The sequence below is a fragment of the Streptomyces sp. NBC_01622 genome (assembly GCF_045209635.1).
Taxonomy (GTDB): domain Bacteria; phylum Actinomycetota; class Actinomycetes; order Streptomycetales; family Streptomycetaceae; genus Streptomyces.
The window spans coordinates 4224113-4241060 of record NZ_CP109293.1 but is presented as its reverse complement, the minus strand read 5'-3'; the positions used below and the strand labels follow the sequence as shown (position 1 = coordinate 4241060).

Here is a 16948-nt window from a genome sequence, read left to right as displayed (position 1 = left end):
TCACGAGCGCACGTCGAGCTCGGCGAGAGCGGCACCCGTGCCGCCTCGCACGGTGACCCGGACGTACCGGGCAGGCGTCCCGTTCGGGGCATGCCACGCGCGGCCGTCCGCCGAGACCTCGACGGTGTAAGACCCCGGCCGCTTCGTCCACGTGGGCCGGACCGTCCCGACCCGCACCGGGCGCCCCAGGTCGACGGTGAGCGAGGCGCGGTCGGCGCCCGGGGACCAGGCGGTCGCGGGGCTGCCGTCCACCGCGGCCTCCGGGTAGCGGCCGGACTCCGAGGAGCTCGCCGTCGCCGGCCGGCAGCGGGCCAGGTCGGTGGTGGGCGTGAGGTCGGGGCGCCGGGTCTTCAGGGTGACCGTGCCGGAGAGGGTGCGGCGGCCCTCGGGGGTGTCCAGCACGAAGGGCGCCCCGGAGCGCAGCCGTACGGTCGTCGTCTTGCCACCGATGGCGATGTCGTACGTACGGCCGCGCCAGCGCAGGCCCGACAGGCGTACCCCGTCCGAGAGTTGGGGCGGCAGGCTCGGGTCGAGGTGGAGGGCGTCGGGGCGCAGCCGCAGGCCGGTCAGGCCGTGGGTGAAGACCTGGAGGTAGCCGCCCTTGCCGGTGAGGAAGTCCTGCGCGGGGGAGCCGGCGAGAGGGTCGGAGGCGCCCGCCTTGTCGCCGCGCGACTCCGAGAAGAGGGCGAACGGGCCGCGCGCGAAGGGCTGGTAGGCCCGCCGCAGATAGGTGTACGCGGCACAGCCCGGCTCGCCGACGGCCGCCGCGTCGATCGCGTGGACGGCGTCGGTCATGGCGGGGCCGTCCGGGTCCGTGCGCTGGGCGTAGTAGTCGAGGGTGGCGGCCCCGGCGCCGGCCGGCATCGGCCACTCCAGCGGGTAGATCAGCAGCACGGTGTCGGCCTGCTTGATCTGCGAGCCGTCGTAGCCGTCGTACTGGAGGAAGATCCTGCGTTTCGGGTCGTACGGGATGCGCAGGTGGTTCGCGATGGTGAGCCAGTCGGCGGGGGCGGATCGGCCCAGAGTGCGGGCCGCTTCGGTGGCGGCGCGGAGGGCGGTGGCGGCGACGGCGTTGGTGTAGACGGCGTCGTTCACGCCGTTGCTGTACTCGTCGGGGCCCGCCACCTCCTTGATGGAGTAGGAACCGTCGGTGTTCTTCGTGACCCGGGAAGTCCAGTACTGGGCCAGGCCGTTGAGGAGGGGCCGGCCCTCGGTGCGGAGCCAGGTGCGGTCGCCGGTGGCGAGGTAGTACTGGCGGGCGGCGAGGGCGATGTCGCCCTGGAGGTGGTTCTGGGTGAGGCAGTGCGGTGGCTGCCAGCTCTGGCACTCGTTCCACAGCAGTCCGTGGCTCGCGCTGGTCCACGGGAAGAACAGGCCCTTCACCGCGGTCTTCGCCGCGTTCTCGGCGGCGGCCGCGCGGGTGCGGTAGCGGTAGTCGAGGACCGGGCGGGCGAGGTCGGGATGGGTGGTGAGCAGCGACGGGAACATCCAGGTCTCGGCGTCCCAGAAGACCATGCCCGCGTAGTTGTCGCTGGTCAGACCGGCGGGCGCGATGCTGTTCCGGGCGCCGGGGCGCAGCGCGGACAGCAGCCCGTACTGGGCGGAACGGGCCCAGAGTTGCAGATCCGGATGGCCGGGCACCTCGATGTCGGACGACCACAGTGCCCGCCACGCGGCACTGTGCGAGGCGAGCAGCGCGTCCCACCCGCGCCGCGCGGCCCGCCCGGCGGCGTCCTGGGCGGCGGCCCGGGGGTCGCGCGAGGTGAGGGAGGTGTCGACGCCGACGAACTTGGTCGCGGTGTAGGTACGACCGGAGCGGACGGGCAGGACGGCCGTCTGACTGGCGCTCAACTTCCCGTCCCGGACGGCGCGTTGGCGTCGGCCGGGCGCGTCCAGCACGGAGGCCAGCGCGCCGTCGACCCCGGTCCCGTCCGTCCGGAACGCGACGCCGATGGTGTGCGCGCCGACCGGGCCGCCGGCCGTCTGTGCGACACGGCGGGCGCCGCGGCCGTCGAGGCGGTCGGTGAGGGTGAGTTCGCCGTCCCAGTGCGGGGTCAGGCGCAGGTGCACAGCGCCGGTGTGCTCGCTGTCGCGGGAGGTGAGGACGTCGTAGACCAGGTCGGTGCGGCGGCCGTCCTTCGTCGTCCAGGTGAGGGACGTGCGGACGTAGCCGCAGCGGAGGTCCAGGGTCTGGCGGTACCGCTTGATCCGGCTGCCGCTGCCGTACGTCTCCGAGCCCGCCGTCACATCGAGACCGGTCCAGGTCGGGAGCGCGGCGAGGGCCTCACGGCCTGCGGTGTTCGCGGGGCCCCGGGCGTAGAGGCCGGAGACGAACGCGCCGTCGTAGCGCGGGGTGTAGAGCGGCCAGCCGGTCTTCTCGCCGGACGCCGCGTAGCCCGCGCCGGCGGGCGGGACCCGGGTGCCGAGGTAGCCGTTGCCGACGTACGGGTGGTAGGTGTCGGCCGGGTCGATCCGGGTGGCCGACGGCGCCCAGCCGCGCGCCCCGCAGTCGTCGCGGGGGAGGGGCGCGGCCGACGCCGGGGGCAGAGGGAGGAGCAGGGCGGCGGCGAGGAGCGGGAGCAGCAGATGGGGTGGCTTGGTCACCGTTCGACGATGGAGTGCCCGGCGGGACGGCGACGGGAAGCGCGCGGGGGATTACCACGTACGGAGCGCACCCGACCCCGAGCCCTGCCGCCCCCTGCTACTGGTACGGCTTCGGCTCGGTGACCCAGCCCGCCGTCAGGACGAGCCGCGACTCGCGCCGAACTGCCCGACCGCCGACTGTTCGGCCTTGTCGACGGCCAGCGGGTCGGGGCTGGTGCCGGGGAAGTGGCCGTCGTCGATGTCCATGGCGGTGGTGAGCCCGAACAGGCCGTGCCGGTCGAGGAGATCGTGCCGGGCGCCCATGTCGTACGCCACCGCCGTCACGGACAGCTCCGGCGGCCGCGGTATGACGCACCGCTGTTGCTCGACCCGCAGGCCCGGTCCCACGTCGCCGTACGGGAGTTGGCCGCTGGGCACCACGGCGACCCGGCGGCCCAGGGCGGCGACACCCGTGCCCAGCACCTGGCCGGGGGGGGCATCCGCTGTTCGCCGAGCAGGAGATGGACGTCGATCCCGTTGTCGCCGGGGACCTTCAGCTCGGTGACGTAGCCGTGCGGGCCGCTCGTCACGCCGGCCCGGTCGAGGCGGACGCCGGTGCGGCGCAGGCCCGCCAGCCGCCGCCCCTGCCAGGGTCCGGCGTCCGGGCTGAGCATCAACTCGTCGAAGGGGCGCGGCCATTCGGTGCGCAGCGCGAGCGCGCTCGCCGGCACCATCACCACGTCCGCGTCCAGGGCGACCGGCATCCGCTCGATCAGCCCGCCCGTCCGCTCGGCCGCCCACGCGTCCAACGCCCGCTGACCGGCCGGGAGAACATCGGTGAGCACCCCGTGCGTGCCCGCCGGCAGCCCGGCCCGCCACTCCTCGCGCACGGCCAACTCGTGCCGGGTCCACAGACCGAGCGCGGAGCGCAGACCGGGCATCGACCCCGTCGCGGCCAGCAACTCCCGTGCGGCGGTGGCGGCGTGGTCGGCGGGCAGGCCCACCGCGTCCGCGAGTTCCGCCCGCGCGTCGCCCGACGCCCCGTCGGCGAGGAAGGCGAGCAGCGGCCACACCCCGGCCGCCGAGAACACCGTGCCCCCGCAGGCAGCCCCGGCCCAGCGCGCGGTGAGCGCGTTCACCGCCCGGACCGTCGTCTTCGCAACCCGCTCCCCCAATTTTCGACTCCGCTCAAATCGGGGGGACCCCCATCGCCCCCGCTCACCTCGTGCTTAACATGCGCGAGTCGTACGTCAGTTCCGCACCTGAAGATCTCCGGCTCCGCGGGTGAAGCCCTCCCGCCGAAGATCCCCCGCCTGAACCAGGAGCACGGTACCCGTGTCCATACCCCCGCCGCCGGAACCCCAAGGGCCGCCCACCCCGGGCCCCGAAGGCCCCCAGGACCAGCCTCCGGGCCCGGCTCCTCGCCCACAGGCGCCCGCCGCCCCGTACAACCCGTACGCCCCGCCGTCGGAGGACCCCCACGGGACGGCACAGCCCCAACCCCCTTACGGGACACAGCCGCAGACCCCGTACGCCCAGTACACCCCGTACCCCCAAGGTCCTCCGCCCCCCTACGCCCCCTACGGGCCCCAGCCCTACCAGACCTGGTCCCAGGGCTACAGCCCGTACAACAACCCCGCGCCCCTCAACGGCGTGTCCGTCGCCGCCCTGGTGCTCGGCATCCTCTGCTGCGTCCCGGGCGTCGGACTGGTCCTCGGGCTGATCGGGCTGAACCAGACGAAGAAGCGGGGCGAGCGCGGCCGGAGCATGGCGGTGACCGGCATCGTGCTCTCGTCGTTCGGGCTGGTGCTGTGGGCGCTCGGGGTGGCCGGCGCCGCGACCGGCTTCTTCGACGACGTCAAGGACACCGTGCGCAACAACGCGAGCGCCTCCCCCGTGAAGGGCCAGTGCTTCGACGCGCCCAGCGGTTCGCTGGAGGGCATGGCGTACGACTTCGACGTGGTGTCCTGCGCGGGCGAGCACGACGGCGAGGTGTTCGCCGTCGTGCGGTTGAGCGGCAGCTCGTACCCGGGGGACAAGAAGGTCACTGCCACCGCGGACGACAGGTGCTACGCGCTCCAGGACTCCTACGCGATGGACGGCTGGGCCGTACCGGACGACGTGGACATCTACTACGTCACCCCGACCGCGGAGAGCTGGAGCCTGGGCGACCGCGAGATCACCTGTGTGTTCGGCAACAAGGACGAGGAGGCGAGTCTGCCCGGCGGTTCGCTGCGCAACGACGCCACGACCCTCGACGCGGACCAGGTCGCGTATCTGAAGGCGGCCCACGTCCTCAACGCGGCGCTGGACTCGGCACCCGACGCGCAGTACGTCGAGGACGACCTGCCGGGGCACAGGGCCTGGGCGGGCCGGGTCTCGGCCGCGCTGACCGAGCAGGCCGATCTGTTGGACGGTCACGAGTGGCCGAGTGCCGCCGCGAAGCCGGTCGCGGACCTGGTCAAGGACCTGCGGGCGGCGCAGAAGCAGTGGGCGAAGGCGGCCGGGGCCGCCGACGCCGACGAGTTCTACGGGTACTACGACAAGGGCGCCGAGCTCATCGACCCCCATCTGTCGGTCACCGCCCGCAAGGCTCTGGGGCTCGCCACGACCCCGCCGCCGTACGACGAGAGCGACAGCGGCGGGGACAGCGGGGGAGGCGATACCGGTCTGGAGGTGTGACGGCTCCCATAGCGGGGAGAAACTGCCTGGGTAAAGCCCACACCAGGCACAAGTCATCACATCGAGTGATTCTCTGGCCTTTGCTTGCATGGCACAACCCACGGTTGCCAGGCTGTTGCTGTCTGTACAACCTGATGGGAGCGGCCAGTGACATTCGGTGAGCAGCCGGCGTATCTGCGCGTCGCGGGTGATCTCCGCAAGAAGATCGTCGACGGCAGGCTGCCCCCGCACACCCGGCTGCCCTCGCAGGCCAGAATCCGCGAGGAGTACGGCGTCTCGGACACGGTCGCCCTGGAGGCGCGCAAGGTGCTGATGGCCGAGGGGCTGGTCGAGGGCCGCTCCGGCTCGGGGACGTATGTGCGTGAGCGTCCGGTGCCGCGCCGTATCGCCCGCTCCGGGTTCCGGCCGCCCGCCGGCGCGACACCGTTCCGGCAGGAGCAGGCCGACGGTGAGGCGCGCGGCACCTGGGAGTCCAGCAGCGAGCAGACCGAGGCCGGCGGCGCGATCGCCGAGCGGCTCGGCCTCCAGGTCGGCGAGCGCGTGATGCGCACGAAGTACGTGTTCCGGGACGCAGGCGAGACGATGATGCTCTCCACGTCCTGGGAACCCCTCGCGGTGACCGGCCGTACGCCCGTGATGCTGCCCGAGGAGGGCCCGCTCGGCGGTATGGGGGTCGTCGAGCGGATGCGGGCCATCGACGTCGTCGTGGACAACGTCACGGAGGAGGTCGGCGCCCGGCCGGGCCTCTCCGAGGAACTGCTCGCGCTGGGCGGCGTCCCCGGGCATGTGGTCCTGGTCATCCAGCGCACGTACTACGCCTCGGGGCGTGCGGTGGAGACGGCCGACGTGGTGGTCCCGGCCGACCGCTACCGGATCGCCTACCACCTGCCCGTGAGGTAATGCACCGACTTCCCGTGAAGTAGCGCGCCGAGTAGCGCGTTGGGTGCATTCCAGGTGAAGTAGCGCAACTTTCCCGGCACTTGTCGCCGGAACCGGTCACTCCGCCCTGCCTTGACGGCCGTTGGATTCCGGTCTTTCTCGCAGGTCGCTCACGGGACCTGTAGCGTGCCTCCGACCGGATGCATCGAGGTGTGCCAACGGCGCGTTCGTAGTCGTGCGCCCCCTCCGTCATGGCTGGTTGCGTACCTCTTTGTGAAAAGCCGTATTCGCTGCGTGAAGGTTGGGCGTAGGCTCCGGCATATGCGGATTGCGGTTTCCTTATGGGGTGGGGCACGGCACGAACCGCGAGCGGGAAGCGGAGGGGCGCGATGAACGACGGCACGATCACTCTTCCCTGGCTCGTGATACGGCAGGACGACAACGGCAATCGCTACCGCGTGGGCAGGTACGCGACCCGCGCCGAGGCCCAGAAGATCGCGGACAGCCTCGACGACCGCAAGCACAAGCAGCTCTACTGGGTCGAGCGGATCGGGCAGAACGGGGACGCCACCCGCAACTGACGCAGCCCGTAGGCTCCGGCGCATGACGACACGGATCGTGGTGGTCGGAGCCGCCCTGTTCGACGGCGACTTCGGCGTCGGCGGTGCAGGCCGGCTGCTCGCCGCCCGCCGCAGCGCACCCCCGGAGCTGGCCGGCCGCTGGGAACTCCCGGGCGGCAAGGTGGAGCCCGGCGAGCGCCCGGACGCCGCGCTGGTGCGCGAACTCCGCGAGGAACTCGGCGTCGACGCCGAGGCCGTCGGCCGTGTCCCGGGCGAGTGGCCGCTGAAGCCGCCGTACGTCCTCCAGGTCTGGACGGCCCGCCTGCTTCCCGGTTCGCCCCGCCCGCGCCCCCTGCAGGACCACGACGAACTGCGCTGGCTCGCCCCCGCGGACATCTGGACCGTCGACTGGCTCGACCAGGACGTCTCCGCCGTACGGGAGACGCTCGCGCTCCTCGACGCCGGGGCGCGCTGACGTCGTAGGCCGGGGCGAGCCGGGTGTGCGGAACTCGCCGTAGTTCGTGGCGGACGGGCGCGCCGGATTCGTAAGGGGGGTGGGACGCCGGAGTGCGCCGGGGTCGGTGTACGCCGTTCGTGCCACAGTGCGCCCTCCGGGACGGTACCGGGCTCTTGATATCGGGTATGTGCCCATTAACCCCATGAAATCGGACATGGGTGTGCTGGGCCGGCCCGGGATGTGATCGGCTTGATCGACACCGAAGGCGACTGCGCCGAGTGGACCTTTCCCGCCGACCCCGGAGCCGTCCGCACCGCGCGCTCGGCCGTCCGCGGTCAGCTGCGCGACTGGGATCTCGGCGCCCTCGCCGACATCGCGGCGCTGCTGGTCAGCGAGCTGGTGACCAACGCGCTGCGGCACGCCACGGGCCCCGTCGGCGTCCGCCTGGTCCGCCCCGTCGGCCCGGACGGCGTCCTGCTGGTCGAGGTCTCGGATCCGCTCCCCGACCCGCCCCGCGAGCGCGTCGCCCGACCCGAGGACGAGAGCGGACGCGGCCTCCAACTGCTCGCCGGCGCCTGCGTCCGCTGGGGCACCCGGCCCGGGGAGACGGGCAAGACGGTGTGGTTCGAACTCGCGGTGCCGGGATGAACCGGGGCCGGTGCGCGGGCGCACGCTCCTGTACGAACCGGACAGTGGTGTCCATCGATTGGTCAAGGCCTGTGACGGTTGTCGACCGGCGTGGTTCGACTGCGTGTCCGCTGGTTAGAAGACTGGGAGTGTTGTCGCGGGCCGGTCCGAAATGCATCGGGATTGTCCTGTGATCGTGAACACCGTGTTGTGGGGCGCCGTAGTGCTGGATACTGCGGGCAGCCGCCCCCGGTGACCGGTGCCGGACGCGGTGAGCTGGAGGGGACGGTTCGCGTGAGCGAGATACCAGCGAAGGCCACGGAGTCCGAGGACCCGTCGGGCGGCGCGAGGGCTGAGGCCGTGGGCTTCGCCGACGTGCCCTCCGCCGACGCCATGTCCGTCGGCGACGCCATGTGGCAGAGCAGCCCGCCCGGCTCGATCTACGACTACATCAAGGTCGCCTCCTTCTCCATCGGCCCCGACGGGCTCGTCGACCAGTGGAGCCTGCGGGCCGAGCAGCTCTTCGGCATCCCCACGGAGCAGGCCGTCGGCATGGACCCCATCGAGGCGTTCGTCGACCCCGAACTGCGCGAGCACGGCCAGCGGAAGATGGCCGAGATCCTCGACGGCCGGGAGTGGACCGGAGTGGTGCCCTTTCGGGTGCCGGAGACCGCCGAGGGGGATCCGGGCAAGGAGGGACTCGCCGAGGTCTATGTGATGCCGACCCGGACCGAGGAGGGCGAGCGGGCCGCCGTCTGCATCGTCGTCGACGTCCGCATCCTGCGTCGTATCGAGACCGATCTCGCCGCCTCGCAGTCGATATTCGGTCAATCTCCGTTCGGGTTCCTGCTGATCGACCCCGACCTGCGGGTCCGGCGCGCCAACCAGCAGATCGCCAACACCTTCGGCGGCACCCCCGACGACCACCGCGGCAACGGCGTCCAGGACTATCTGCAGAGCCCCGAGGCCGAGCGGGTCACCGCGACCCTGCGCCGGGTCCTGGAGACCGGCAACTCGATAACGGACATGCATGTCACCGGATTCGTGCCCGGCTCCGAGGAGCGCCGGCACTGGTCCATCAACCTCTACCGCGTGCACAGCGGCAGCGGGCGCCCCATCGGCATCGCCTGGCTCGGCACCGACGTGACCGCCCGCCGCGCCGCCGCCCGGGAGGCCGCCTCCGCGCGGCGCAATCTCGCCCTTCTGAACGAGGCCGGCGCCCGCATCGGGAACTCCCTCGACCTGGAGACCACGGCCCGCGAACTCCTCGACGTGGTCGTCCCCGGCTTCTGCGACCTCGCCACCGTCGACCTCTACCAGGGCCTCCTGGCCGGCGACGAGACCCCTCCGGGCCGGGCCGACGGCAGTGCGGAGCTGCGCAGGGTGGCCTTCGCGAGCGCGGTCTCCGACGCCCCCTTCGTGGGCGGCGGCGCACCCGTCGCCGTCGGCGCGGTCCACCACTACCCCTTCAACTCGCCCTGCGCGGACGCCCTGCGCACCGCCCGCCCGCAGTACGTCCCCGCCGAGGAGGGCGGCCCCGTCCAGTCCACGCTGGCCGTGCCGATGGTCGCCCACGACACCGTCGTAGGACTCGTGCAGTTCGCCCGGACGAAGGGCAGTGAGCCGTTCGGGGACCGGGACCGGGATCTCGCGGTGGAGCTGGCGGCGCGGGCCGCCGTCTGCATCGACAACGCGCGGCTGTACCGGCGCGAGCACGAGCGGGCGCTGATACTGCAGCGGTCGCTCCTCCCGCCCGGCGACCCGGAGGCGTCCGGCCTCGACATCGCCTGCCGCTATCTGCCCGGGAACGCGGCGACGGAGGTCGGCGGCGACTGGTTCGACGTCATCGAACTCCCCGGACACCGCACGGCGTTGGTGGTGGGAGACGTGATGGGCCGCGGTCTACGCGCGGCGGTCGCGATGGGCGAACTGCGCACAGCGGTCCGCACTTTGGCCCTCCTCGACCTCGAACCGGCCGAAGTTCTCTCGGCGTTGGACGAGATCGCACGCGGGCTCGGCACCCCCGGCGGTGTCCAGCAGGCCACCCGGGCCGCCCGCCGCCCCCGCGAGGCCGACCTCTCCGAGGTGTACCTCGCGACCTGCATCTACGCGGTCTACGACTCGGTGACCAGGCGGTGCACCTTCGCCAACGCGGGGCATCTCCCGCCGGTCCTGGTGGAACCCGGCGAGGCGGCGCTGATGCTCGACGTCCCGCCCGGCATGCCGCTCGGTGTCGGCGGCGAGCCCTTCGAGGAGGTGGAGGTCGAACTGCCCGAAGGCGCACTGTTGGCGCTCTACACGGATGGACTGGTCGAATCCCGCGACCACCCCCTCGACGAGGGCCTCCAGGCCTTCGTGGGCGCCCTGACCGACCCCAACCGCCCGGCGGACGACGGCCCTCCGGTCACGGCGGCGGCACTCAACGCCGAGACCCACCGCGACCTGGAGGACGTCTGCGACCACGTCCTCAGCACCCTCGACACCCATCACGGCGAGGACGACATCGCGCTGCTGATGGCCCGCGTCCAGGGCCTGCCCGAGGACTCGGTCGGCGACTGGACGCTGCCGCGCGAGCCCCGCAGCGTGGGCCGCGCCCGCGAGTACGCGCGCGCCCGGCTCCAGTCCTGGGACCTCGAACCCCTCATCGACACCACCGAGTTGCTGGTCAGCGAACTGGTGACGAACGCGCTCCGGTACGGCGAGGGCGAGATCAGGCTACGGCTGCTGCTGGACCGCACGCTGGTGTGCGAGGTCTGGGACGCGGGCCTGGTCCAGCCGCGCCGCCGCCGCGCCCGCGACACGGACGAGGGCGGCCGGGGCCTCCAACTGGTCGGCCTCCTGTCGGCGGCCTGGGGCTCACGCCGGACTCCTCGCGGCAAGACGGTCTGGTTCGAACTCCCGCTCCCGGACGGCGAAACCGGGATGGTGGACCCGGCGGAGGCACTGCTCAGCCTGTTCTGACGGAGTCGGAGGCGGGCCTGCCCCGGGTAGGGGTTGCCGCGTTTTCGGGTGTCGGGTCCGCCGAAGGCGGGAGGGGGCCGTCGTCCGTGTCCTCGTCGAGCAGTACCCCGCCGGGGACGGCTCGGCCTGTGTGTTCGGCGTCGGCGGAGGTGCTGCTCAGTCTGTTCTGGCGGAGTTGGAGGCGGGCTCACCCGGGTCGGGTCCCTCGCGTTTTCGGGTGTCGGGTCCGCCGAAGGCGAGCGGCGGTCCGCCGTCCGGATCCTCGCCGAGCAGCACTCCGCCGAGGACGGCTCCGCTCGTGTGCTCGGCGCCGCCGGAGTACGGGTTGCCGTGCACGCGGACGTCCTGCTCGGCCAACTCCCGTGCCGCCAGCGCGGGTTCGGCGGCCGTGGCGGGGTCGGTGTCGAGCAACCGCTCCGCTTCCGCCAGCAGGGTCCGCGCTCCGGCGCCCACCGCACCCCGGTGCGTCGCCACGAATCCGTCCGCCGCCCGGACGTCACCCCGGCCGACGAGCCATGCGGCGGCACCAAGCACCCCGTCCTGCCCACCGCCCAGTGCCGATACGGCCCGCACGATGCTCCGCAGGGCGGCGAGGGGGTCGTACGGACGGTCGCCCGTCAACTCCTCCCGTACGGCGGCGAGGGCGGCGTCGGTGTCACCCAGGAGGGAGCGGGACACACCGTCGGCTGTCGCGGTGGCCGCCCGCGCTCTCACGGCCTCCGCGCCGGTGAGCGCGGCCGGGACCAAGTCGGCGGCGCTGGCAAGGGAGTCGGCGAGCCGGTCGACGCCGGTCAGGAGGATGTCGGCCTGACCGACGGCACCCTCGGCGGCGCGCAGGTCACGCACCGCCTGCCCGGTCCGCCCCAAGTCGGCTGCCTGGCGGGCCTGGTTGAGATGGGTCGTGGCGAACACCAGGCGGTCCTTGGCCTGTTCGACGTATCCGGTGACAGTGGCGGTGGCCGACGCCGGGTAACGCGCGTGCAGGTCGGCGAGTGTGGCTTCTACGGTCCCCGTACGGCCGGTCAGTTCACGGAACCGGCCCTCCGCGACCTCCAGCGCCCCGCCCATCTCCCGCTCCAGCGCCCGGAGTTGATCGAACTCCGGGGCTGCGGCATCCAGTCGCCGCCCGGCTTCGGCACACCGTCCGACGATGCCGGCGAGGGCTTGCCGCCGGGCCGCTTCCTCGTCACGGTCCTCCGGGACGCCTCGGCCATAGCGCAGGTGTATCGCGAAGGCGGCGGCGAGTTCGCGTTCGGCCTCCCGCAGGGCCCGATGGAACGGTTCGACGGCCGCCGGCCCGAACCGGGCCTCGGCGAAGGAGAGTTCGGCCCGGCTGGTGCGTATGCAGTCGTCGGCCTGGACGAGGGCGGCACCGGCCTGCCGTTCGAGTACGGGCAGTGGGGTCACCGGGGGCCGGGGCGACACCATGGGCGGTACCCCGGGTGACACCACCCCGGGAGTCGTACGGGTACGGGCCCTACGGGTGCGCCGCACGTACCCGTACCCCGCGAGTACCCCCGCCCCGCCGAGGGCGACGAGCGGCAGGACGAGGTCGGCAGCGGACGTCCCGTCGGCCGCCTGCTCGGCGGTGGTGTCCTGCTCCGCGGCGGGCCCGGCCCGGGTGGCCGCAACCGGAACCTCCGCGTTGATCGTCATCACCGGCAACACCAGCCACACGACCCCGGCCGCCCCACCCAGCACGGCATGCGCCACCCGCACGGATATGTGAGAGGCCGCGCATCGCGGCCGGCCGCGTATCAAGGATGACGTCACGTTTCGGAGCGTAGGAGCAGGATTACGGACGCGCGACCGGGGCGGGACGTGGGGGTGTGCCGGTGACGGGTGGGGTGTGGGGTACGGCAACGGGAGGGGAGACGCGTGACGGAGCATGCAGGGGGTACGGGTACGGGTACGGGCACGGGGAGGGACGAGGGTCCTGAGGTCGCCGACGGTGATGTACCTCCAGAAGAAGGGCCACCCGCACCCGGCGACGAGAGCAGTACGGGTGGTACGGGTAGTACGGGTGGGAGAAAGAAGTGGGCCCGCTGGACCCGCCGTACCGCCCTCGCGCTCGTGCTCCTCCTGGTCCTCCCCACCCTCGCCGCCGAGATCGCCCTCCGCGTGAACTACACCGGTGACCTCGTGGACGGCACCCACACCAGGAACCAGGACGCGATCTGGCTGGGCCACGCCTGGGTGGACGGGCGGAAGACCGACGCGGACGTCACCGCGTTGGCCCGTCGGCTGAAGGGCACCGGAATTCGTGATCTGTACGTCCATTCGGGGCCCCTGGAGCACGACGGCACCCTCCCTGAGGCGGACTACCCCAGAGCTACCTGGCTGATCGAGTCCGTCCACCGCGTGCTGCCCGGCGTACGCGTGCAGGCCTGGCTGGGGGACAAGCTCGCGACCGAGAGCCCGGACGGTCTGCGGCTGCAGCGCGCGGCGACCCGTACCGCGATCGTCGCCTCCACCCGTCAGATCCTCGACGCCGGCTTCGAGGGTGCCCACTTCGATCTGGAACCGCTGCACTCCGGCGACCGCGACTACCTCGACCTGCTCGACCGGCTGCACGACGTCACCGAGTCCCGGAACGCCCAACTCTCCGTCGCCGCCCACCAGATCGACCCGCTCCCCGCCTTCCACTCCTTCTGGGGCACCGTCACCAACCACCCCAAGTGGTGGTCGCAGGCGTACTTCGGCCAGGTCGCCCGTCGGGTCGACCAGATCGCCGTCATGTCGTACGACACGATGCAGCCCCTGCAGAGCCTCTACGGCGGCTATGTCGCCCAGCAGACCTCGCTCGCGCTGGAGGTCACCCCGGACTCCACCGATCTGCTCATGGGCCTGCCCTTCTACCACGAGAACCGCTTCGGCCACCGGGGCTCCGCCGAGACCGTCCCCGCCGCCGTCCGGGGCGTGCGCCTCGGCCTGTCCCGCACGGACGCGGACCGCGCGAACTTCGGTGTCGCCCTGTATGTGGACTTCGCGGCGACGGAGGCGGACTGGACGGCGTACCGGGAGGGTTGGGTGCGCTGAGCCCACGCCCGACCGTCCCGCCTATGACCGGGGATGACGGGGGATGACAGGGGCTCAGCGGCGGCGCACCCGGCCGGCCAGGGCGGTTCTGAGGGCGCGCAGGGCGTAGTGCGTACGGGACTTGACCGTGCCCGGGGGGATGCCGAGCAGCTCGGCGATCTCCGCTATGGGGCAGCCCCGGTAGTAGGTCAGGGCGAGGATCTGCCGCTGCTGGACGGTCAGCCGGGGCAGCGCGTCCAGGACCAGCTGGGTGTCGAGGATGCGGTCGGCCGCGTCCTGCACGGACAGGTTGAGGTCGTCGATGCTGTCGGTCTCCCGGGGGCGGATCCGGCATGCCCGGTGGTGGTCGATGACGAGGTTGCGTACGACCGTGAAGAGCCAGGGGCGCAGTTCGGCGGGCCGGCCGTCGATGTGGTCGTAGCGGGTCCAGGTGCGCAGGGTGGCTTCCTGGAGGACGTCCTCGGCCGTGTGCCAGTCGCCGTTGAGCAGGCGGGCGGCGTAGCGCAGCAGGGCGGAGCCGTGGTGGTGGTAGACGGCGCGGACGAAGTCCTCTTTGTCCGGGCGGGCGGTGGGTTTCATGGAGTGGGGCACCTTGTCGGGTGTCGAGCGGTGGCTGGGGGCGTGGGTGGGGGCCCGCACACCACGGCGTGCGTGCGTCGGCCTTTCGACGCCTTCAGGAGGCCGAGCATCGCCGCGCCGACTGCTCACTTCCCAGACCATTCGCCGCTCACTTGACCGACCCTCGCGCACCGGGACTTGGCCCTCGTACGGCCTCATGTGCCCCTCACGCGGCCGGTACCGCACCCGGTATTCCAGTCGGTGTTCCAGGCTCCGGGGGAATCCGCAGGTCGGGCGCCATTCCGGTGTTCCAGCGTCCCGTAATGAGCCGTCGGTCTCGCGTCCGGGACGACCGCGCCCACAGTCTTGGGCCGTCCGACCCGGCAGCACTCGCCGTACTGCGGCAACCGCCGCTCGCCGTACTCCGGGCATCCACAGAACCCGTATCCACAGAAAAGGCAGTCCGTCATGCGTATCTTCAGCCGCCGCAGCGCTCGTACCCTCGCCCCCTCCGTGCTCGTCGCCGTCCTCGCGGCGGCCGGTGTGCAGGCGGCGGCCCAGTCGGCCGACGCCGCTCCCAAGAGGGCCGCGGCGATCACGGCCTGCACCACGGCCCACATGAAGGTGACGGTCAGCCCGGTGACCCGGCCGATCAACCACCTGCTGCTGAAGGCCACCAACACCGGCACCAAGGCCTGCTACGCCTACGGCGCCCCGTTCCTGCGGGCCGGCGCCGATGCCCAGGCCGCGCTGGCCTGGGACGAGGACTCCGTCCCGCAGTCGGTGGTCACCCTCGCGCCCGGCAAGTCCGCCTACGCGGGGATCACCACCTCCACGCCCGACGGCGTGGAGGGCTACAAGGCCAAGACGCTCGGCGTGCTCTTCTCCAACCGGGCGCTGAACGGCTCGGTCGGTCCGGAGAAGACCCTGAAGCTGCCGCACAACGGGGTCTACTTCAACAGCGCCGCCACCGTCGGCTACTGGCAGAGCAGCATCGGCCAGGCGCTCTTCGGCTGAGCCACCGAGCCACGGCTGCCGCCCGCCCCTGCCCGCCCGCCGTTTCTGATCAGCCAATCGGTCTGGGAAGTGAGCAGTTCCACTGCCGAATCTGGACGCCTTGCCCTGATCGAGAAGGAGAGACGACGATGCGTACGTTGGTAGTGGGTGCGGGCCCGACCGGCCTGGTGACCGCGATGCTGCTCGCCGCGGAGGGTGCGGAGGTCACGGTGGTCGACCGTGACCCCGGGCCGCCGGAGAGCGACGCGGCGGCGGTCTGGCAGGGGTGGCGGCGGCCCGGGGTCAACCAGTTCCGGCAGACCCACTGTCTGCTGCCGGGCGGGCTGCGCCTACTGCGGGACGAGCTTCCGGGCGCGGTCGACCGGCTGCTTGCCTTGGGCGGGCGCCCGGGGCACAACATGATCGCCGGCACCTGGGGCCTGCCGGGCCTCGGCGGCCGGCGCCCGGAGGACGACCGGTACGAGACCGTGGCGGTCCGGCGCCCGGTCCTGGAGGCGGCCCTGCTGGCCGAGGCGGAACAGACGCCCGGCGTCACCGTGCGCCGCGGGGTGCGGGTGACCGGACTGCTCACCGGTGACGCCCGTACCGCCGGATCCCCGCAGGTGACCGGCGTCCTCACCCAGGACGGCGAGTCCCTGACCGCGGATCTCGTGGTCGACGCGGGCGGCCGCAACTCCCCGGTCGCCGAGCTGCTCGCGCGGATCGGCGCGGCCCCCGACGAGCAGCGCGCCGAGACCGGGTTCCGCTACTACACCAGGTTCTTCCGCTCGGCCGACGGCACACCGGGACCGCAGCCACCGTGGCCGCTCTGCCACCACGACAGCGTCAGCGTCCTCTCCGCCCCGGGTGACAACGGCACCTGGTCGGTGACGCTGGTGACCTCAGGGCGCGACCAGGAACTGCGCGCCCTGACCGACACCGGCGCCTGGCAGCGGGCGCTGAAGCTGTACCCGTGGTTCGCGCCGCTGGGGGAGGCGGAGCCGCTCACGGACGTACTGGCGATGGGCGGAACCGAGAGTCGGCGGCTTCGCGCGGGGGTCGACGGCCGGCCGCCGGTCGCCGGGATCGTCCCGGTCGGCGATGCCTGGGCCACCGTCAATCCGCAGTTCGGCACCGGCATGACCATGGGATTCCGGCACGCGGCGCTGCTGCGTGACGCCGTGCGCGCGGTGGGCCTCGACGATCCCGCGGACCTCGCCATGAGGTTCGACCGGGTCACCGAGACCTTCCTCGCGCCGGTCTGGGACAACTTCGCGCTCTGGGACCGGCACCGGCTGGCCGAGATCGACGCCGAGATCCGGGGCGGGACGTACACGTCCGCCGACGAGGCCTGGAATCTGCAGGTCGCCGTCGAGGCCGTCCGCTGGATGGATCCCGACGTGCTCCGCGGGCTCGCCGAGGTGGCCTGCCTCCTGGCCACTCCGGAGGAGGCTCTGCTGAAGTCCGGGCTGGTGGAGAAGGTGCTCGCACTCGCGCCGGGCACTCCTCGGTACGCCGAACCCGGCCCCACCCGCCGCGCACTGCTCACCGCGGTGCGAGGCGTCTGACGACGTAGTCGACGTAATCTACGGACCCACATCCACGG

Annotated in this window: 14 protein-coding genes; 9 read left to right on the top strand and 5 right to left on the bottom strand. The window is 72.5% G+C overall.

Annotated features, from left to right (window positions below):
- The 3 genes from OH768_RS18945 to OH768_RS18935 form a co-directional block, all read right to left on the bottom strand.
- Nucleotides 1-2604, bottom strand: a complete 2604-nt coding sequence (locus tag OH768_RS18945; RefSeq protein ID WP_406455124.1) for a discoidin domain-containing protein — start codon at nucleotides 2602-2604, stop codon at nucleotides 1-3.
- A gap of 135 nt (nucleotides 2605-2739) precedes the next feature.
- Nucleotides 2740-2928, bottom strand: a complete 189-nt coding sequence (locus OH768_RS18940) for a hypothetical protein (protein WP_406455122.1) — start codon at nucleotides 2926-2928, stop codon at nucleotides 2740-2742.
- On the bottom strand, nucleotides 2925-3758 hold the full coding sequence (locus OH768_RS18935; RefSeq protein ID WP_406455120.1) for a serpin family protein: 834 nt from the start codon (nucleotides 3756-3758) through the stop codon (nucleotides 2925-2927). Before OH768_RS18935 ends, OH768_RS18940 begins: the two co-directional genes overlap by 4 nt.
- A gap of 160 nt (nucleotides 3759-3918) precedes the next feature.
- On the opposite strand from OH768_RS18935, the gene OH768_RS18930 reads away from it, so the two are divergent.
- From OH768_RS18930 to OH768_RS18905, 6 genes are all read left to right on the top strand, one after another.
- On the top strand, nucleotides 3919-5265 hold the full coding sequence (locus OH768_RS18930) for a DUF4190 domain-containing protein (RefSeq protein ID WP_406455119.1): 1347 nt from the start codon (nucleotides 3919-3921) through the stop codon (nucleotides 5263-5265).
- Nucleotides 5266-5412: 147 nt separating this feature from the next.
- On the top strand, nucleotides 5413-6165 hold the full coding sequence (locus OH768_RS18925) for a GntR family transcriptional regulator (RefSeq protein WP_406455117.1): 753 nt from the start codon (nucleotides 5413-5415) through the stop codon (nucleotides 6163-6165).
- Between the two features lie 368 nt (nucleotides 6166-6533).
- Nucleotides 6534-6725, top strand: a complete 192-nt coding sequence (locus OH768_RS18920; RefSeq protein ID WP_019072018.1) for an SPOR domain-containing protein — start codon at nucleotides 6534-6536, stop codon at nucleotides 6723-6725.
- A 22-nt stretch (nucleotides 6726-6747) separates the two neighbouring features.
- Entirely contained in the window at nucleotides 6748-7179 is a 432-nt protein-coding gene (locus OH768_RS18915) for a (deoxy)nucleoside triphosphate pyrophosphohydrolase (RefSeq protein WP_406455114.1), read from the top strand.
- A gap of 222 nt (nucleotides 7180-7401) precedes the next feature.
- The gene (locus OH768_RS18910) at nucleotides 7402-7809 is read left to right on the top strand and encodes an ATP-binding protein (RefSeq protein ID WP_406455112.1); all 408 of its coding nucleotides are present in this window, start codon (nucleotides 7402-7404) and stop codon (nucleotides 7807-7809) included.
- 273 nt (nucleotides 7810-8082) lie between these two features.
- The gene (locus OH768_RS18905) at nucleotides 8083-10749 is read left to right on the top strand and encodes a SpoIIE family protein phosphatase (protein ID WP_406455110.1); all 2667 of its coding nucleotides are present in this window, start codon (nucleotides 8083-8085) and stop codon (nucleotides 10747-10749) included.
- A gap of 156 nt (nucleotides 10750-10905) precedes the next feature.
- On the opposite strand, the gene OH768_RS18900 is transcribed toward OH768_RS18905, so the two are convergent.
- Nucleotides 10906-12405 carry a hypothetical protein gene (locus OH768_RS18900; protein ID WP_406465333.1) on the bottom strand — a complete coding sequence of 500 codons (1500 nt, stop codon included), beginning with the start codon at nucleotides 12403-12405 and terminating at the stop codon, nucleotides 10906-10908.
- A 222-nt stretch (nucleotides 12406-12627) separates the two neighbouring features.
- On the opposite strand from OH768_RS18900, the gene OH768_RS18895 reads away from it, so the two are divergent.
- On the top strand, nucleotides 12628-13788 hold the full coding sequence (locus OH768_RS18895) for a hypothetical protein (protein ID WP_406455108.1): 1161 nt from the start codon (nucleotides 12628-12630) through the stop codon (nucleotides 13786-13788).
- A gap of 54 nt (nucleotides 13789-13842) precedes the next feature.
- On the opposite strand, the gene OH768_RS18890 is transcribed toward OH768_RS18895, so the two are convergent.
- Nucleotides 13843-14367, bottom strand: a complete 525-nt coding sequence (locus OH768_RS18890) for a sigma-70 family RNA polymerase sigma factor (RefSeq protein WP_406455106.1) — start codon at nucleotides 14365-14367, stop codon at nucleotides 13843-13845.
- 447 nt (nucleotides 14368-14814) lie between these two features.
- On the opposite strand from OH768_RS18890, the gene OH768_RS18885 reads away from it, so the two are divergent.
- Nucleotides 14815-15363 carry a DUF4232 domain-containing protein gene (locus OH768_RS18885; protein ID WP_406455104.1) on the top strand — a complete coding sequence of 183 codons (549 nt, stop codon included), beginning with the start codon at nucleotides 14815-14817 and terminating at the stop codon, nucleotides 15361-15363.
- A 128-nt stretch (nucleotides 15364-15491) separates the two neighbouring features.
- The gene (locus tag OH768_RS18880; RefSeq protein WP_406455102.1) at nucleotides 15492-16910 is read left to right on the top strand and encodes an FAD-dependent oxidoreductase; all 1419 of its coding nucleotides are present in this window, start codon (nucleotides 15492-15494) and stop codon (nucleotides 16908-16910) included.
- Nucleotides 16911-16948 lie beyond the last annotated feature (38 nt).